This window comes from Ruegeria sp. YTSA072 (assembly GCF_059610285.1).
Map to the genome: position 1 here is coordinate 1 of NZ_JBXWNI010000001.1, position 16178 is coordinate 16178.

The 16178-nt window shown below is 50.9% G+C and carries 17 protein-coding genes and 1 pseudogene; 7 read left to right on the plus strand and 11 right to left on the minus strand.

Annotated elements, in window-relative coordinates; translation table 11 throughout:
* On the plus strand, nucleotides 1–236 hold a 236-nt coding region (locus AC2FIB_RS00005; protein ID WP_496841434.1), incomplete at its 5' end, for a CopD family protein.
* A 284-nt stretch (nucleotides 237–520) separates the two neighbouring features.
* Here AC2FIB_RS00005 and AC2FIB_RS00010 read toward each other — a convergent pair.
* Nucleotides 521–2386 carry an AMP-binding protein gene (locus AC2FIB_RS00010; protein WP_496737924.1) on the minus strand — a complete coding sequence of 622 codons (1866 nt, stop codon included), beginning with the start codon at nucleotides 2384–2386 and terminating at the stop codon, nucleotides 521–523.
* Here AC2FIB_RS00010 and AC2FIB_RS00015 point away from each other — a divergent pair.
* Nucleotides 2385–2816, plus strand: a complete 432-nt coding sequence (locus tag AC2FIB_RS00015) for a hypothetical protein (protein ID WP_496841436.1) — start codon at nucleotides 2385–2387, stop codon at nucleotides 2814–2816. The two genes, AC2FIB_RS00010 and AC2FIB_RS00015, sit on opposite strands and share 2 nt — an antisense overlap.
* Nucleotides 2817–2949: 133 nt before the next feature.
* Here AC2FIB_RS00015 and AC2FIB_RS00020 read toward each other — a convergent pair whose 3' ends face one another.
* The gene (locus tag AC2FIB_RS00020) at nucleotides 2950–3309 is read right to left on the minus strand and encodes a hypothetical protein (protein ID WP_145974847.1); all 360 of its coding nucleotides are present in this window, start codon (nucleotides 3307–3309) and stop codon (nucleotides 2950–2952) included.
* A 776-nt stretch (nucleotides 3310–4085) separates the two neighbouring features.
* Here AC2FIB_RS00020 and AC2FIB_RS00025 point away from each other — a divergent pair.
* Together AC2FIB_RS00025 and AC2FIB_RS00030 are read left to right on the plus strand one after the other, a co-directional pair.
* A pseudogene (locus AC2FIB_RS00025) lies at nucleotides 4086–4619 on the plus strand (IS6 family transposase); the annotation flags it as partial.
* Between the two features lie 43 nt (nucleotides 4620–4662).
* Nucleotides 4663–5370 carry an IS6 family transposase gene (locus AC2FIB_RS00030; protein ID WP_496841438.1) on the plus strand — a complete coding sequence of 236 codons (708 nt, stop codon included), beginning with the start codon at nucleotides 4663–4665 and terminating at the stop codon, nucleotides 5368–5370.
* Between the two features lie 108 nt (nucleotides 5371–5478).
* Here the strand turns inward: AC2FIB_RS00030 and AC2FIB_RS00035 are convergent, their stop codons facing one another.
* The 3 genes from AC2FIB_RS00035 to AC2FIB_RS00045 are packed head-to-tail and all read right to left on the minus strand — an operon-like array spanning nucleotide 5479 to nucleotide 7488.
* Nucleotides 5479–6537, minus strand: coding sequence for an adenylate/guanylate cyclase domain-containing protein (locus AC2FIB_RS00035; RefSeq protein WP_496699987.1), 1059 nt, complete (start codon nucleotides 6535–6537; stop codon nucleotides 5479–5481).
* Nucleotides 6534–6923, minus strand: coding sequence for a DUF1987 domain-containing protein (locus AC2FIB_RS00040; RefSeq protein WP_282151851.1), 390 nt, complete (start codon nucleotides 6921–6923; stop codon nucleotides 6534–6536). Before AC2FIB_RS00040 ends, AC2FIB_RS00035 begins: the two co-directional genes overlap by 4 nt.
* A 10-nt stretch (nucleotides 6924–6933) precedes the next feature.
* Entirely contained in the window at nucleotides 6934–7488 is a 555-nt protein-coding gene (locus AC2FIB_RS00045) for a SiaB family protein kinase (protein ID WP_496739860.1), read from the minus strand.
* A 120-nt stretch (nucleotides 7489–7608) separates the two neighbouring features.
* On the opposite strand from AC2FIB_RS00045, the gene AC2FIB_RS00050 reads away from it, so the two are divergent.
* From AC2FIB_RS00050 to AC2FIB_RS00060, 3 genes are all read left to right on the plus strand, one after another.
* Nucleotides 7609–7986, plus strand: a complete 378-nt coding sequence (locus AC2FIB_RS00050) for a hypothetical protein (RefSeq protein ID WP_496699989.1) — start codon at nucleotides 7609–7611, stop codon at nucleotides 7984–7986.
* A gap of 25 nt (nucleotides 7987–8011) precedes the next feature.
* On the plus strand, nucleotides 8012–9466 hold the full coding sequence (locus AC2FIB_RS00055; protein ID WP_496737795.1) for a SpoIIE family protein phosphatase: 1455 nt from the start codon (nucleotides 8012–8014) through the stop codon (nucleotides 9464–9466).
* A 131-nt stretch (nucleotides 9467–9597) separates the two neighbouring features.
* On the plus strand, nucleotides 9598–10329 hold the full coding sequence (locus AC2FIB_RS00060; RefSeq protein ID WP_496841768.1) for an IS6 family transposase: 732 nt from the start codon (nucleotides 9598–9600) through the stop codon (nucleotides 10327–10329).
* A 98-nt stretch (nucleotides 10330–10427) separates the two neighbouring features.
* On the opposite strand, the gene AC2FIB_RS00065 is transcribed toward AC2FIB_RS00060, so the two are convergent.
* The 6 genes from AC2FIB_RS00065 to AC2FIB_RS00090 are packed head-to-tail and all read right to left on the minus strand — an operon-like array spanning nucleotide 10428 to nucleotide 16165.
* The gene (locus AC2FIB_RS00065) at nucleotides 10428–11414 is read right to left on the minus strand and encodes a type II secretion system F family protein (protein ID WP_058278685.1); all 987 of its coding nucleotides are present in this window, start codon (nucleotides 11412–11414) and stop codon (nucleotides 10428–10430) included.
* Nucleotides 11415–11428: 14 nt separating this feature from the next.
* Nucleotides 11429–12397: a type II secretion system F family protein gene (locus AC2FIB_RS00070; protein WP_058278684.1), complete on the minus strand. Its 969-nt coding sequence runs from the start codon at nucleotides 12395–12397 to the stop codon at nucleotides 11429–11431.
* Nucleotides 12394–13785, minus strand: coding sequence for a TadA family conjugal transfer-associated ATPase (locus AC2FIB_RS00075; protein WP_058278683.1), 1392 nt, complete (start codon nucleotides 13783–13785; stop codon nucleotides 12394–12396). Before AC2FIB_RS00075 ends, AC2FIB_RS00070 begins: the two co-directional genes overlap by 4 nt.
* Nucleotides 13786–13797: 12 nt before the next feature.
* A complete protein-coding gene (locus AC2FIB_RS00080) occupies nucleotides 13798–15027 on the minus strand; it encodes a CpaE/TadZ family protein (protein ID WP_496737794.1) in 1230 nt (409 codons plus the stop codon).
* The gene (locus tag AC2FIB_RS00085) at nucleotides 15024–15671 is read right to left on the minus strand and encodes a TadE/TadG family type IV pilus assembly protein (protein ID WP_496841442.1); all 648 of its coding nucleotides are present in this window, start codon (nucleotides 15669–15671) and stop codon (nucleotides 15024–15026) included. Before AC2FIB_RS00085 ends, AC2FIB_RS00080 begins: the two co-directional genes overlap by 4 nt.
* Nucleotides 15668–16165, minus strand: a complete 498-nt coding sequence (locus tag AC2FIB_RS00090; protein ID WP_496737792.1) for a TadE/TadG family type IV pilus assembly protein — start codon at nucleotides 16163–16165, stop codon at nucleotides 15668–15670. Before AC2FIB_RS00090 ends, AC2FIB_RS00085 begins: the two co-directional genes overlap by 4 nt.
* Between the last annotated feature and the right edge of the window lie 13 nt (nucleotides 16166–16178).

Sequence of the window (16178 nt, forward strand, 5' to 3'; positions counted from 1 at the left end):
CCTTGTTTGGGACGGCCTATGGATTAGTACTTTTGGTCAAGGTCGTGATCGTTTCCGCCCTTCTTGGCCTCGCGGCGCTGAACAAGCTGAGATATGTTCCAGCTCTCAGGGCTGAGAAGCGTGGCGCGGAAATTGCTCTCCGGCGGTCGATTTCAATGGAGATGTTAGCTGTTGTCCTGATCCTGTTTACAACGGCGACGCTTACCAGTGTGGCGACACCTCCCACCAATCTGTGACGGCCTATAGTCCGAAGCCGGAACTGCAAAGCCTTGTTACGAGTGTCCGCTTTGGGCTGACTGCGGTCCTTTGGAGTAAAAATGCGGATGGCTGCAAAGTCCGCATTGCAGCCGTTCAATGAATTTGGCTGAAAGACCGCATTGAGCCCATTGCAGCCGTTGTCATGGGAACTGGATTCTGTGATTGCATTTAGCAGCTGAACAATCAAAAGGCTCGCACAATGGCCACCGGCAACACAATATTTTTTGCGATTGGCAATTTGAGCCATTTTGAGAATTGTCCCCTACGATCCGACTTCAACGCGCGTCTCGAAAAGGAAGTCTTGAAGCTTCTCTTCAACGCTGGGCCTAGACGACGCGTCTGTCTCAGAAAGGCTCACTGTGACGCAAAGTCCGCGTGGCCCACCGGCCTCCACTTGCACGTGAGCGTCGGGCAACTTCAGTTGTTCACGAAGCAGATTTGATACTACCAGCCTTGCAGCTTCGCACCGCAGACTGGGCTTGAAGATTTTGCCGACTGACGTCAGGGGTATCTCATCAACAATCTTAATGATCTTCGGCCAAGCTGGTCTTTCATCGATAGTGTTCTGAGCATGTGCCATTAGGTCTTCAACGGTAACCTCATCGGATGTGTGGACCTGAATGAAACATATCGGCAGTTCTCCGGCATAAGGATCGGGCATGCCGACCGCTGCTGCTAACGCGACAGCAGGGTGGGTACTCATCGCATTTTCAATCATGACCGGATCGATATTGTGGCCGCTTCGGATAATCAGATCTTTCGAGCGCCCGGCAACATAAAGGCACCCATTCGCATCTTTGTACCCCAAGTCGCCCGAATTCAGGACACCGCCTACGAACACCTCACTGTTGAATTCTGTAACGCTGTAACCGGGCGACACGTGAGGACCTTTGATGGCTACAACACCGATTTCGCCAATCTCACACACCGCTCCAAGACCACCATTGCTTTCCAGCTTTAGAACGTCGACATTTGTGTAAGGTAACGCCCAGCCAACTGAACCTGCAGTACCCGTACCGCAGAGTGGATCGATACTGATCAATCCGGAAGCTTCCGTCATGCCCAGAATTTCAAAAAGAGTGCAGCCGGTCACTTCCTTGAACTTCTGCCCGACCGCAGGCGGTAGCAATGAAGCACCAGTCGCGCCCGCCCGCACGTGCGAGATGTCATGATCGCCGATTGGCGTTTGCAAAATCGCCCCAATAGCAGTTGGTACGCCGCCAACAATTGTAACCTTATATTCTGCAACAAGACGCCAAAAGCTTGCGACAACTGCTGGGTTTCGCAGACCGGCAGGAGTCATTACGAGCAGTTCAACGCCTGCCATAAAGCAACTGAGGCCGCCGACAATCGTTCCGGCGACGTGAAAAAGAGGAAAAGTAGCGGTAAATACGTCATCGGAGCGAAAGCCGCACATTACAGCTCCCCCGAATGCTGCGACCAGCTGGCTGCGGTGGGTGTGTGCAACGAGCTTTGGCACACCGGTTGTGCCCCCGGTGTGAAAATAGGCCGCCAGATCTGAACCCCTGCGCGCCTCCCCAAAAGTCAGATGATCATCAGGTTGGGCCATCAAAGCACTGGCAAGATCAATAACTCCTTCTTCGGGCGGCGTACCCGGCGGAGAAACGCGCACAAGTACGAGGCCCGGAACCTGCTCCCGCATTGCTAGAGCTTTCTCCCAAATGTCCAGCTGTGGATGAGGGCCAAGAGCAACAAGGATCTTTGCCTCGGAGGCTTTGAGAAGTTCTGCTATGCTCTCAGGCTGCAAAAGAAAATTGATCGGGACAGCGTACCCAGCTGTTTCTGCTCCCCACAAAGTGACGTGGGTTTCAATCAAAGCGGGCAGCATAAACGCAACGCCCGGTGCTTCACCTCCAATCGCTGCAAACAGATTTGCAGCGCGAATTATCTGTCCCAGCAACTGTTTATAGGTCACACGACGCGGCTCTTCGTCTTCAGTTCCGGTCATCAGCATTGTCAGCGCAGTCGCATCAGGATCGCGGTCAGCGCTGTTGATAAAGACATCCAAGATGCTTTGTTCAGGTAAACGCTCTTCAAGCGTCATTTCTTCTTCGAACTCAGAAATATCACTTTGAGTCCTGATCGGCTGTGTGCCCAGATTGACCATGGGATCTCCTTCAACTTCTGGAAAGTGTCACCTGAGCTTTGGTCGAGCAGCCGAACTTTGCAACACCAACATACAAGATAAAGCACAAAAACAAGCCAATCTACGAACGACCGCTTTGTCCGCAAAGCGGATACTCATGCCGAGCGCAGCGAATGACAGCTTCGAGCCCATTGTTACAATGATTTCGGCCCTGTACCTTCAAATCTCAACATATCGAGGTTGCGCAATGGAAAATTTGGCTATGGCTCTTGCACTTGCAGTGAAACACATTGAAACGCGCGAAGCTGAAACGGATTGTGACAACGATATTAGCGCCTTGGAAGACATTGCAGCTCATCTACGGTTAGCTGACCATGACTCACAGATTGCTGTCGCAGACTCGCTTCGAAAGCTTGAAGTGCCAGAGCTTATTGAAGGAATTGGCCTGTAAATGAATGACGGCTAAGTCCGCAAGGCGGACGTTAGCGCTTTGCAACGTTGGGTCTGCTATCCGTCCAAAAGCCGACATCTGACCAAATCAATCAGCTGACCGCGTTGAGTCCAGGGGTTATGATTCAGCCGTTTTACTTAGCAAGGTCACCAACGATGCCAACGGCGTCGACGACAGTCGAAAGATCATCAGAAACTTCCAAAATTTCATCGTTGACGCGTATGTAACGATTTCCTTTTCCTGGAGGTTTCAATTTCCAGTTGGAAAGGTCGCCGATGTCCGAGTAATCCAAGTCGGCAGGAAGTTTGGCTCCTCTTGTATAGCGCTTTATTTGCCCTGGCGGCACAGCTTTCTGACCCTTATCCGGCTTGCCATCCAACTGAACTTTCTTGTCTTTTGACTTCCCGCCTTTTTCTTTGGCGGAAGCCACATCGATGACGCCAACCATCAAGGTCAGGGCCAGCATCCAAACGAATACAGAATAGATCTTCACGCGGTGTTCCTTCAATTTCACTGAACTCATACTGTTGTTGCATTTGTTACATTTTCTTTGGAGACTTCATTTAATGAACCAACGAACAATCATGCCCTAGCCTGTGTTCACGTCGGTCTGAATTTGAAGGCCTCTGGAGCAGTCTGTTCATGAATTGTGTTTTTAGCGGTCAGACTTTGTGGCAATTGAAGCGAATGCCCGCTTTAAGACCAGTAGTTGTTGCAGCATCTTTAAGCAAAGAACCTGGCATCTCGGTCGAAGCTAAATTGTTTCACATGAGGATCGATGCGTAGCTCGCGGCAGAAGCCTTATGAAGGCTATAGGCAAGCAAAACTGCAAGAACGCATATTGGGCCGGCTATTTCCAAAAACGCTTTGAAAGATGATTGGGAGCTATTCCCAAGGGAGAAATACTGAGAGAGCCTACTTTTTGCAGGCAATAGCTTCCATTCACCTAGTCTTAACATATTCAACTCGTTAAAAAACAACGGTTGAAAACTAACATTCATGGTCTCAGACCCGTAAAGTTTTCGCAATTTTCAGAGATTTTGCTCCAAATTCGACAAAATAGGTCTACAGTCACAACGGAAAAACGCACATTGTAGACGAACCCAAGGCCAATTGGTTGTTAAACGGCCTATGGTAAATACTTCATCTAAGTTCGACGATTTCGTAAATTGCCTACTCCCTCTGGTCGCGTTGTTTCTTGATTGTTATGAGGGTCTTGTCAGAAGAACTTTGCTTGAGCGGGGCAGGGCAGTTGCGTAGCTTTTGCCCATGACCAGACCTGCCTCATTCAAATACTTTAGAATCAGTCCCGAGATCATCCGCCTTGCGGTGATGCTGTACATCCGTTTCCCGCTCTCGCTTCGGAGTGCCGAAGATCTGCTGCACGAGAGAGGCATCGACGTGAGCCACGAAACTATCCGATATTGGTGGAACAGGTTTGGCCCGATGTTTGCTGCTGAGATCAGACGGAAGCGTGTTCAGCAGCTGCGCGCATTCTCCAAATGGAAGTGGCACGTGGACGAGGTTTTCGTTAAGGTGAATGGCAAGCGGCACTATCTTTGGCGGGCTGTTGATCATGAAGGCGAGGTGCTGGAAGCCGTTGTCACCAAACGCCGAAACAAGGCTGCAGCACTGAAATTCCTCAAGAAGTTAATGAAGCGACACGGCAAAGCGGAAACCGTCGTGACGGATCGCTTCGCCTCATACAGAGCCGCGCTCCACGAACTGGGTGCACTCGAAAAACAAAGGACGGGCAGGTGGCTCAACAACCGCGTCGAGAACTCGCACTGGTCTTGTCGGAAGAACTTGGGTTGAGGCGGGCAGGGTGCTCTCGTAGCCTTGGCGCATGATCAAACAATCGCCATTCAAGTACTTCAAGACCAGTCCAGAGGTCATTCGTCTGGCAGTCATGCTGTACGTTCGGTTCCCATTGTCGCTTCGGAATGTCGAAGATCTGCTGCACGAGCGAGGCATCGACGTGAGCCACGAAACTGTCCGATATTGGTGGAACAGGTTTGGCCCGATGTTTGCTGCTGAGATAAGGCGGAAGCGTGTTCAGCAGCTGCGCGCGTTCTCGAAATGGAAGTGGCACGTGGACGAGGTTTTCGTGAAGGTGAATGGCAAGAGACACTACCTCTGGCGGGCCGTCGATCACGAAGGCGAGGTACTGGAAGCCGTTGTCACCAAACGCCGAAACAAAGCTGCAGCACTGAAATTCCTTAAGAAATTGATGAGGCGATACGGTAAAGCGGAAACCGTCGTCACGGATCGCTTCGCATCGTACCGGGCCGCTCTCAGAGAGCTTGGTGCTACCGAAAAACAAAGGACGGGCAGGTGGCTCAACAACCGCGTCGAGAACTCGCACCTGCCTTTCCGACGAAGAGAACGCGCGATGCAGCGTTTCAGGCGCATGCGAAGTTTACAGAAATTCGCCTCCGTCCATTCCTCTGTCTACAACCACTTCAACCAGGAACGATCGCTCACCAGCCGGGACACCTTCAAGCTGACCCGCGCCGCCGCTCTTAGCCAGTGGCGTCAACTCTGTTCCGGATAGGTTCGCGGTTTCCGCGGCAAACTGAGACTGGTTAGAATTTGTCTGACAGCACCTTCCAGAGATGTTGCCAAAACACTTCAAACACTTTCAAACACTGGCTGCCCGACTTCAGTGTTCGTTTTTGCGGAGTGTAGCAAGCGCCAACTTGAGTATTTCTAAGCTCGCGGCGCGTTCTTCTGATGTCATTGAGCTCGGGTCTAACATCATTCGAAAATTCGGGTTTTCGTATACAACTTTTTCTACGCGCGGTCTCGAATTCTTTTGACCTAAGACACGGTAGGTCATGACAGGTTGAGCCACACCCTTTACCTGGATGGCGCCGACTTTTTCTGTTTCTACTTCGTGGTTTACGTGCGCCCAAGTTTCGTACGAGATATAAATCGCACCCTCGTCGGCTTGATGCTCCAACCTAGAAGCTACGTTTACAGCCCCACCAATAATGGTGTAGTCCATACGGTCGTCACTCCCAAAGTTTCCGACAGTACAAAAGCCGGTATTGATACCAATACGGCATTGTAACTGTTGTCTAATTCCTTGACGCCTCCATTTTGCCTGCAACTCTGCCAACTTGTCTCGCATTGCAATTGCCATTCTCACGCATGCCAAAGCATCTTCCCGCACACCTTTAGTCTCCGGGTCTCCAAAGAAGACAAGGATTGCGTCGCCGATAAACTTATCTATCGTCGCACCGTGGTTCAGAGCGACTTCCGCCATTTCGGTCAGGTAGCTGTTCAGGAGTTCTGTTAAGTCTTCCGACTCCATCTGATCCGTAAGCTCTGTGAAGCCGGCGACGTCCGAGAAAAACACTGTCAGCTTTTTTCGCTTACTCGCGAGTTTAACTTCTTGGCGACCGGAAAAGATCGAGTTGTAGACTTGAGGCGATAAGTATTTGGCAAGCTTTCCTGACAATGCCTCAAGCTCTTGGTTTTTCTGGGTAACCTCTTCGGCGGCGATGCGCTGTTTTTCGGCTAATGCATTCAATTCCCGCTCGTTGCGATCACTCAATCGCATCATGCGCCGCGTGGTTCTGAGCAGCTTTCTGTATTCTCCGACAAGGTTTTCAATTGACTTGCGCGTTTCATCATTCGGAAATTGTCCACTGTTTAAAGCTGCTTCCGCGACTTCCAAAGCCTCATTCTCGCGAACAAAGAGATCGTCGATAGTCATCGATCCAACAACTTTTCCAGTGTGAATTTGGCATGTTTCAGGTCCTCCCCAAACTCCTCCCCAAGTTCTTCCATGGTCTCGTCTTCGGGGTCGTGAAACCAATAGACGTCAACGCTTTTCCCCGCCTCAGCAGCGGAATCCAAAAGCTCCATGATCATCATGATGGCCTTGGCGCTGGACGAATTGAAATAGATGAGTTCAAATTCAAATCGACATTTGGATATTGAGCCATCCGACAACCAACTTTTCAAGGCATCAAACAACGGGTTGTAGAAGGTCGTAACATCCTCAGGGTAGGACTCCCCAATCAGTTTGAGGTGGCCAACGTCAAAATCGAACGCGACGGCCGGAGTGCGGTTTGTTGCCGGGATATCAATATTTTGCATCCGTACCCTCTTAAACCGTCGCCTTGAGTGCGAAGAATGCGTGCTGATCGTCAATCCGCATAAAATCAAATTCGATTGGCTTTGACGCTCGACGCGCAATTTCAATTAACCCGATACCTGCACTATTGCCGACAGCGTCAGTTTCTGACCGGAGTTGGTCTTTGTATGCGGCCCTAAGTTCCTCACGATTCATGGCGCGTAGTTCTGAAAGCCGTCTTCGCATGTTGTCTACGTCATTTAAAAGGATCAGATTGCCCGCATGAACGACATAGCCGCCGGCCTCGTTTCCGATGGTCACAATGCCGTAACTTATGTCCAGCACCTCAGTCTCACCGTCGGTCGGTAGTCGTTCAACAGAATATCTGATGATGTTCTGCATTTGCTCGACAAAAACAGCGAAAACACTTCGGAGAGTTTTGGTGTCAGCGTCTTCAGACACTAATTTCTGCTTTAACGCATCGCCAACACCGCTGAGGATACCTTCAGTTACATAACCACTGTATGCAAAGACAACGCCTTGTCGGCGCAGGTTCGCGCGCAGTTCGTAGACTTCGCTTGCAAGCATTTGTTCCCCTTGGTCATGCTTGGGTGGAACCAAGTTCAATTCAGGCCTTAATATCATAAGATACACATTTATGCATTTTTAGTGTATCAATTGTGCAGTGTTATTAGTGGGGAGGTTAGCATGATTAGGCTATTGTGTATGGTCGCCGTAGTAATATCGTCCAACCCGGCAGCAGCGGCCGACATTCCAACTGAAGTCAAGGCAAAGCTCCAATCCGCCATGATTTCACATGTTGATGGAGTGATGGTCGACGGTTCTTACACTTATCTGGACACGACCACCAACGCGTTTGAAACCGTTTATCCTGCAAATGTTCATCCAATGGTTATTCTTGCGGGAAGTGACTATTTCGTCTGCTCTGAAATGATAACCGAAGGTGGCGACACCGTGACCGCAGACTTTCTAGTTCGGGAAGTTTCCGGGGACTACAAAGTTGTACAGATGATCGTCAATAATCGTGACGCTCTTCAGGCCGCGATGAAGAACATCGGGAACTAAATGCCGGAAACTATAGAGGCATTTAGTGCATAAACTCTGGACATTCTTGAAGCGCCGAATATTCCTGAAGCATATTCTGGCGACCCTCCTGCTCGGAGGTGTGCTAAACGCCATTGTGCTTCTCTTTTACTATGAATTCAAAAGGCAAGCTCAAACAGATCAGGTTGCCGCGGAAGTTGCAACGATTTCCAATCGTATCGCGCGCCCGTTGGCTGAATTGGTTGAAGCAGGAAATCTTGCGCAAGCAACGAGCCTGCTGGCGGTCTATTCGGGTTTTCCTTACGTTATCTGCGCTGAACAGAGTTTAGAACAAAGCTCAGAAACTCTGGTTTCCTGGCCTGCTATAGGATGCGACAAAATAAAAAAACTTGGCTTAGACATCGTCGTTACTGTTCCCACGGCAGCAGGGCCGACCACGATGTTGGCCCGAATTGATCAGGAGATCTTGAACAATGAGCTAAGGACAGAAGTAGGCGTTGTGGTCCTTCTTGGAATTCTCGGCGGATTTGCACTGATCTTAGCAGGCGCTGCTGCATTTTTATGGCTCATCAACAGACCTCTCGGCCAAATGTTGAAAGCCATCGAAAGATTTGAGCGATACGATGACCCTCAGATTGTCCCATACGAGTCGGAAGATGAGATTGGCAAAGTAGTTCAAAGCTATAATTCAATGCTGGATCGAGAGGTTGAACGAGTCAACGAAATCCGAGAGGCGCACCATCAGATCGTCGCAAGCGTAAATTATGCCACGCGAATTCAACAGGGTTTGTTACCCACGACAAGTCAGTGTGATGCCGCATTTGCCGATTTTGCTGTTAAATGGGAACCTCGCGATTTGGTTGGAGGAGATATCTACTGGATTAAGTCGGATGGCCCAATTTCGACGCTCGCCGTAATTGATTGTACAGGTCATGGCGTTCCTGGGGGTTTCATGACTATGTTAGCAATCGCTTCTCTTGAGCGGCTCTACTTCGAAAATGAAATGCTTAGCCCGTCGCTGGCACTGTCCAAGTTGAGCGATTTGACGCGTGCACTTCTAAATCAGGATACTGCAAACGGGGCTTCCAACGACGGCATGGACGCTGCGATATGCCAGATCGATTCAGCAAAAGGGATAGCGACGTTTGCAGGTGCGCATATGTCTCTTTTGGTCAAATCCAAGACCGGCATTGACCGAATCCGAGGTGACAAGTTGAGCATTGGGTATGTGGATACTCCAATTGGCCCAAAATTTTTCGAACACGAAGTTCAATTGGATCAAATCACAGATTTTTTTGTTTCAACTGACGGCTTGATTGACCAATTAGGTGGAGAAAAACGTTTAGCTTTTGGTTTTCAGAGAGTTGTATCTGTATTTGAACAGGAAGAGTGGTCGTGTTCGGAAGAGCTATTGTCGGCTATTCACAGCGCTTTTCAAGACTATAGTACGAAGGAAGAACGCTTGGATGACTTGACAATGATTGCTTTTCGCACTGCCTGAAATGCAGATTGAGGTGTGTTTAAGAGGTGCGACGCCCTCTGCTAATCCCAAAACGTTGAAATCTACTCCAGTACGGTCTTGTCAGAAGAACTTTGCTTGAGAGCGGTAGGGCGGTTGCGTAGCTTTTGTTCATCACCAGACCTGCCTCATTCAAATACTTCAAAACCAGCCCTGAGATTATCCGCCTTGCGGTGATGCTGTACATCCGTTTCCCGCTCTCGCTTCGGAATGTCGAAGATCTGCTGCACGAACGCGGGATCGACGTGAGCCACGAAACTATCCGATATTGGTGGAACAGGTTTGGCCCGATGTTTGCTGCTGAGATCCGAAGAAAGCGTGTTCAGCAGCTGCGCGCATTCTCCAAATGGAAGTGGCACGTGGACGAGGTTTTCGTGAAGGTGAATGGCAAACGCCGCTATCTCAGGCGTGCAGTTGATCACGAGGGCGAGGTGCTGGAAGCCGTTGTCACCAAACGCCGAAACAAAGCTGCAGCACTGAAATTCCTTAAGAAATTGATGAAACGGCACGGTTGCGCCGAGGAGGTCGTGACCGACCGTTTTGCATCCTACAAAGCAGCGCTCAGAGATTTGGGTGCCCTCGAAAAACAACAGACGGGCAGGTGGCTCAACAACCGCGTTGAGAATTCGCACCTGCCTTTCCGACGAAGAGAGCGCGCTATGCAACGTTTCAGGCGCATGCGAAGTTTGCAGAAGTTCGCCTCCGTCCATTCCTCTGTCTACAACCACTTCAACCAGGAAAGATCGCTAGCCAGTCGAGACACCTTCAAGCTGACCCGCGCCGCCGCTCTTAGCGAGTGGCGTCAACTTGGTGCGGATAAAGGACAGCGTCACTGGCCTAGCTGAGACTGGTTCGAATTAGTCTGACAGCACCCTCCGGGCTCTGTGACGGACCGGCAGCGCCCGGATTGACGTCAAACTTCTAACTGTTGTCTTCCTCGCTTTCACCCAAACATGTTGATCCATCGGATCACCATCGGTGAAAGGCAGATCAGCAGAAGAACGGGCATCATACACATGGCCATAACAGCTGACATCTGCACTGGCAGTTTGTTGGCCTTTTCCTGTGCCCGAAGTTCGCGATCCACACGCATGTCGGTGGCAAACCTCCGTAGAGAAGCAGAAATGCTGGTACCGTATTGGTTGGATTGCAGGAAGGCGTTCGCGAAAGAGTTTACCTCATCAATGCCGACGCGTTCCGCCATGTCCATAAAGGCGGCTTGGCGCTCTTTCCCAGCTTGCAGTTCCAGTTGGAGTATCGTGAATTCTTGCGAAATTTCCGGTGCTGCGTGCGCCATTTCATGCGACACACGCACCATCGCGGCGTCAAATCCTAATCCTGCCTCTATCGCTACTTGCAACAGGTCCAGCGCATTTGGAAGACTGTGTTCAATGGCCTGACGGCGCTTTCTAATACGGTACCGCAGCCACAGAGCAGGGCCGTAGAATCCGACTACCATCAGCGCGGTGACAATCTGCAATGCATTTACCCAGGAGATGCTCTGCAAAAGACTGGCAATACCAAGCTGAACCTGAATTTCTAACGGTAATGCCAACGCCGTAACGAAAGCGGCCGGTAGCACGAACCCCATAACCACACGAAACAAATAGAAAGTGCGGATGGCGTGTTTGCGCTGAATACCAGCCTGCTTAAGCATTCTGCCAATTCTGGAACGCTCACGTTTCGACGAGGGCACAAAAGCCTTTAGAAGACCGTGCGGGTCGCTGTTATCCCCCTGGATGAGGTCGAAATCTGCGCCATGCCCCCGAGAAATTGATCCGACCCGCATCCGGCGTGCAGCCGTGTCATCAGTTGCGGTCATGCCGGAAATCCCGAGGATTACAAAGAATACGCTTACGGCGATCCCGCCCAGCACGAGATACTGAAGGGGAAGATCTTGGCTGTTCAGAAAACCTTGAATAAATTCCATTTTTCCGCTCCCTCTCAGAATTTGAACTTTACGAGCCGTTTCAGAATAAGCCCTTGAGCAATTGTCAGGCCGATGATCGCACACGCGAAATAGGGAAATAGCGGATCATTTCGTACATCGCCGTAGAACGTAGGTGTGGACATCTCGATTGAGAAGTAGATGAACACCGGCAAGACCGTAAGAATAAGGCTGCTAAGACGGCCCTCGGCGGAGATTGCCTTGATCTTTTTTTGCATGGTTTGCCGGTCGCGGATGACTTGGGACAAAATGCTTAGGACACGTGCAAGGTTGCCGCCGGTTCCGTGCTGAATACCGATGCTGACCGCAAGATAGTTTGCGTCCTCTGTTCCGACACGTTTCGAGAAATCCTGAAACGCCGTTGCGACGTCGTCGCCGTAGTTAATTTGGTCTTGAATAATGCCAAACTCGGAACCTATCGGATCCGGAAGATCCGATGCCACATTCCCGACCGTTACAGCCACCGGGTGTCCGACCTTCAGGCCACGGGCCATAAGGTCCAATGCATCCGGCAACTGTTTTGTCAGTTTCCTGGATCGGGCATCCTTCATGGCGATCAGTACCAGCACCGGAAGAATAACGGCCAGAAAGCCGCTAAGAACTGCGGCAATTTCCGGGGCTAGGAGCCGGGATATTGCAACGAAGGCCGCTAGGGCTACACAAGTGGCTGCAAGGACTATCCAGATCGGATTGATCGTCAGCCCGGCTTGGACAAGCAGACGGCGAAAGCGCGCGATCAAACTGGGTTTTTCGCCAGGAGCCATCATTGCAGGGTCGCGTAACAATTGCAGAACCTGATCGGTCGAGGCGCCCCCCTGGATCAGCTTCATGCGCCGGTTTCTGGCCTCGCTGAGGGATTCCTTGCGCAGGAAAAGCTGCTGTAATCCTTCATATGCAAGAAGAATTCCAAGGAAAATCGAAATGTAGAACAGAATGTTCAGGGTGTTCGGTTGCAGGTCAATCATAACGACATAGCCCCACGAATAAACATGTTGGTATCTACGTTGACCCCTGCGGCAACCAACTGATCGAAGCATTTTGGCCGAATACCGGTAGGCAGGAATTCCCCAAGAATCTGCCCGTCCTCCGACTTGCCGCGACGTTTGAAAACAAAAATGTCCTGCATGGTGATTGTGTCATCTTCCATGCCGGTAATTTCCGAAATGCTGACGACTCTGCGGGAGCCGTCACTAAGGCGGCTGAGCTGGAGTACAATCTGTATCGCCGAAGCAATCTGTGATCGGATGGTTTTCATCGGCAAGTCAGTGCCAAGCATTGTTACCATCTGCTCAACCCGGCTTAGAGAATCACGCGCCGAGTTTGCGTGAACGGTAGTCATAGACCCGTCATGGCCCGTATTCATGGCTTGAAGCATGTCAAAACACTCTGACCCACGAACTTCTCCTACGATGATGCGGTCAGGCCGCATCCTCAGGGCATTGCGAACTAGGTCACGTTGGGTGATTACACCTTGCCCTTCAGCATTCGGTGGGCGGGTTTCAAGACGAACAACGTGGCTTTGCTGAAGCTGAAGTTCGGCAGCGTCTTCGATAGTAACAATACGCTGATTGCCATCGATAAACGACGATACAGCGTTCAGCATGGTTGTTTTACCCGTGCCAGTGCCGCCTGAAATGAGAATATTCAACCTTGCTTCGACAAGGGCCGCAAGGAGTTTGGCTGCCTGATCATTCATGCTGTTCTGATCAACAAGTTTTTTTATTGTCAAAGGGTTGCGGGAGAATTTGCGAATTGACAAAGCTGGTCCATCGACGGAACACGGCCGAATAATTGCGTTAACGCGGCTGCCGTCTTCCAAGCGCGCATCAACCCAGGGCTGAGACTCATCGATACGCCGACCAACTTTGCTGACGATCTTGTCGATAATCCGCAGCAAATGACGTTCATCGCGGAAGCGAACAGTAGAAAGCTCCAGAAGACCAAAGCGTTCGACGTAAACCTGATCAAAAGAGTTTACGAGAATATCGTTGATAGTCGGGTCTTCCAGCAACGGCTCCAATGGCCCCAGACCCATAACTTCGTGAATAAGCTCATCAACCAGCGCAGTGAAAGCCTCAGAACGCATGTGCAGGTTTTCAGCCTCGATCAGACCGGTTACCAAAGATGCAATCTGGCGCTTCAATTCCGATCGTTCAACCTTATCGATAACTGAAAGATTGAGCCGGTCCAGAAGCTCACCATGCAGGCGGCTTTTGAGTTCCAGATGCGCCTGCAGATCGACATCTACTGGATCAGGAGTCGCCTTGGATTTGGTGGGCATGTCTATGGGGCGATCCAGTGTCAGCACATTCGACTTGGAAGCAACCTTGCGTGATCTAAATTCGTTGAACACGTTGATCTCCTTTTACGCTTTCTTCGTTGCCACGGGCTGAGTTTCAGCCGAGACCGCAGCGGCCAGTTTTGCCAAGGCTTTTCCAAGATCCGTTTGCCGCTTCAAGTCCACAATCGGCCGTCCAAGATCTACGGAGTTTCTGGCAACTTTCGAATTCTCGGGCAGCCAGTGTTTCAGGCTTGTCTTCAATACCTTCTCGGCCTCGCGGACATGCGAAGGCTTGATCAATGTGTTCCGCTCTCTGTTGACCACGAACTCCACCGGAAGGCCGACGTTTGCCTCGCGGTAGAAATCAATCAACCGCCGCGCCTGGCGCACGCAGGGGACAGTAGTATCGGTAACCAAAGCCAATTTGGTGGCCCGTTTGAAAATAGGTTCAACCCATTCAACGACGGCGCAGGGAAGGTCGATGATAATATAATCATAGCGCTGTTGCAGAAGGTCCAGCATCCTTTCGATCAGATCAGGCCGCATCGATTGTAGGGGCACCATCGGGGTAGGCGCGCACAGAACGTCGACGCCAAGCCCATGCTCTTGCAGGATCGAAGACAGAAAATGATCGTCAGGAATCTTAGCGTTTTCGATAAGTTGAAGGAACCCGCCGTTGTCCTCGAGATCTAGAAAAACATTTGAGTTTCCGAACTGAAGGTCAAAATCCAAAAGGGCTACTCGGTTTTTTGCGGACTTCCTGAAGAAAGATCCCCGCCCGCCGACAAGCGAGCAAGCGAGGTTGACAGCAACTGTTGTAGCTCCGATTCCACCGCGCGCCTTTGCGACTGGTATGACCTTGCCCAACGCCGAAGAACCGTCTGAAATAGTGGTTCGCGAAACCGCGCGCGCATTTAGTTTCTCACTGACTGCGGCTTTCAAACCTTCGCCATCAATCGACAGCGGCAAAACCTCATCAATACCGATTTTGTACAATTCACGCGCCTTGGTGATCGACAGATCATTCTGAGTGAGTGCAACAAACAAGGTGTTATCGTCGCGGTGCGTCAGGACAGCCTCGATAGCGCGGAGCTCCCCTGTGTCATCAGGGTCGATTTCAAAGATCACCAGATCGTGCTTGAATGCAAGATCGAGGGCAGTTCCATTCAACATCTGAAACGATGCCCCGTTCCTGGTGACTTTATTTTCCTCATTTACGGGAAAGACATCCGCAACCAGCTGCGCGATCTCTTCGTTTTCCGAAACAAGCATAATTGCCTGCGATTTCGGTGTAAAAACATTCTGATCTCTCATCCTGACTCTCCTAATGCAAGGTCTTCAGCAGGCAGCGAGACGCTGAAGTTTGAGTAACCGACTGTCGAAGATATTGTGCTGTTAGTTGCGCCCGCGGCATTTGCCAGCGCGGCCAACGGTGAAACGAATTGAAAATCGTTAAGGTTCAATTCGACTGAGACCATGGGAGTATACGGGCCACCCAAGAAACCCAGATTGGGGTTGAAGTCATAATGAAACTGTAAGTTGTCTATTGTGGCATCCGGAGGCAAAAGCGGGCTAATCCGCGCCCAGACTTCCGAGGCCGTAGCATTGATTGCGACACCCGAACACGAAGGGGTTTGAGGATCCGCACAAACCCCGGCCGAGGCACTGCAGGACGTGCCAAACCGTGGTGACGAAGTAGAGGTGCCCCGCTGATGCGTCGTGGGTACTCCGGGGCACGCAGGCGGTCGAACGATTGCAATGCGCGCTGCCAGTTGCGAGGCTTTCTGAGCATTTGCAATGCTATAGGACATGCGACCGAAATCCAGTAGCGCCATGAAGAGGAACAGAAACAGGGAAACGATAATGGCGAACTCGACAAGAACGCCGCCGCCTTGATCCCAAAGAACTTTCTGCCCTCTGCGAAGCATGTGCGTGTGGATATGAAGCAGACCTTTCATTGCCCAAAAATCCGTGAAGTGTCCGAAACGTCAGTCGTCACCGAAGACAGCCCGTTGCCAAAGAGAGACAGGATTCCGCCCAAAGGAAATTGAATAGTAATGTTCGCGCTGACCGTACCGACAGGCGCCGGGTTGACCCGATAGGTTCCTGATACACAGGACAGACTGGGTGTCACCGAATTGACCGTTATGCTGGGCGGGAACAGGCTGTTGGCATTTTTGTCGTCCTCGACGATGCCCTTCAAAGTAGTAGTAAGTCCGGCAACATTGCCTCCAGAGGTGCAGATATCTGCGGGTGTCACTCTGGATAGATAGCGACTGGCGTCGCGAACGCCTGCTATGACCGATTGGTAGGACCACATCATGCGTGCAGATTCCAACGTGACCGCCAGCAGCAACAGCATAAGTGGCATGACCAGGCCAAATTCCACGAGGATCGCGCCATCATCCTTTTTTGCGAAGCGTTTGAAGGGTTTTGCGAGGCGGCTTTTCATGATCCTGCGTCCT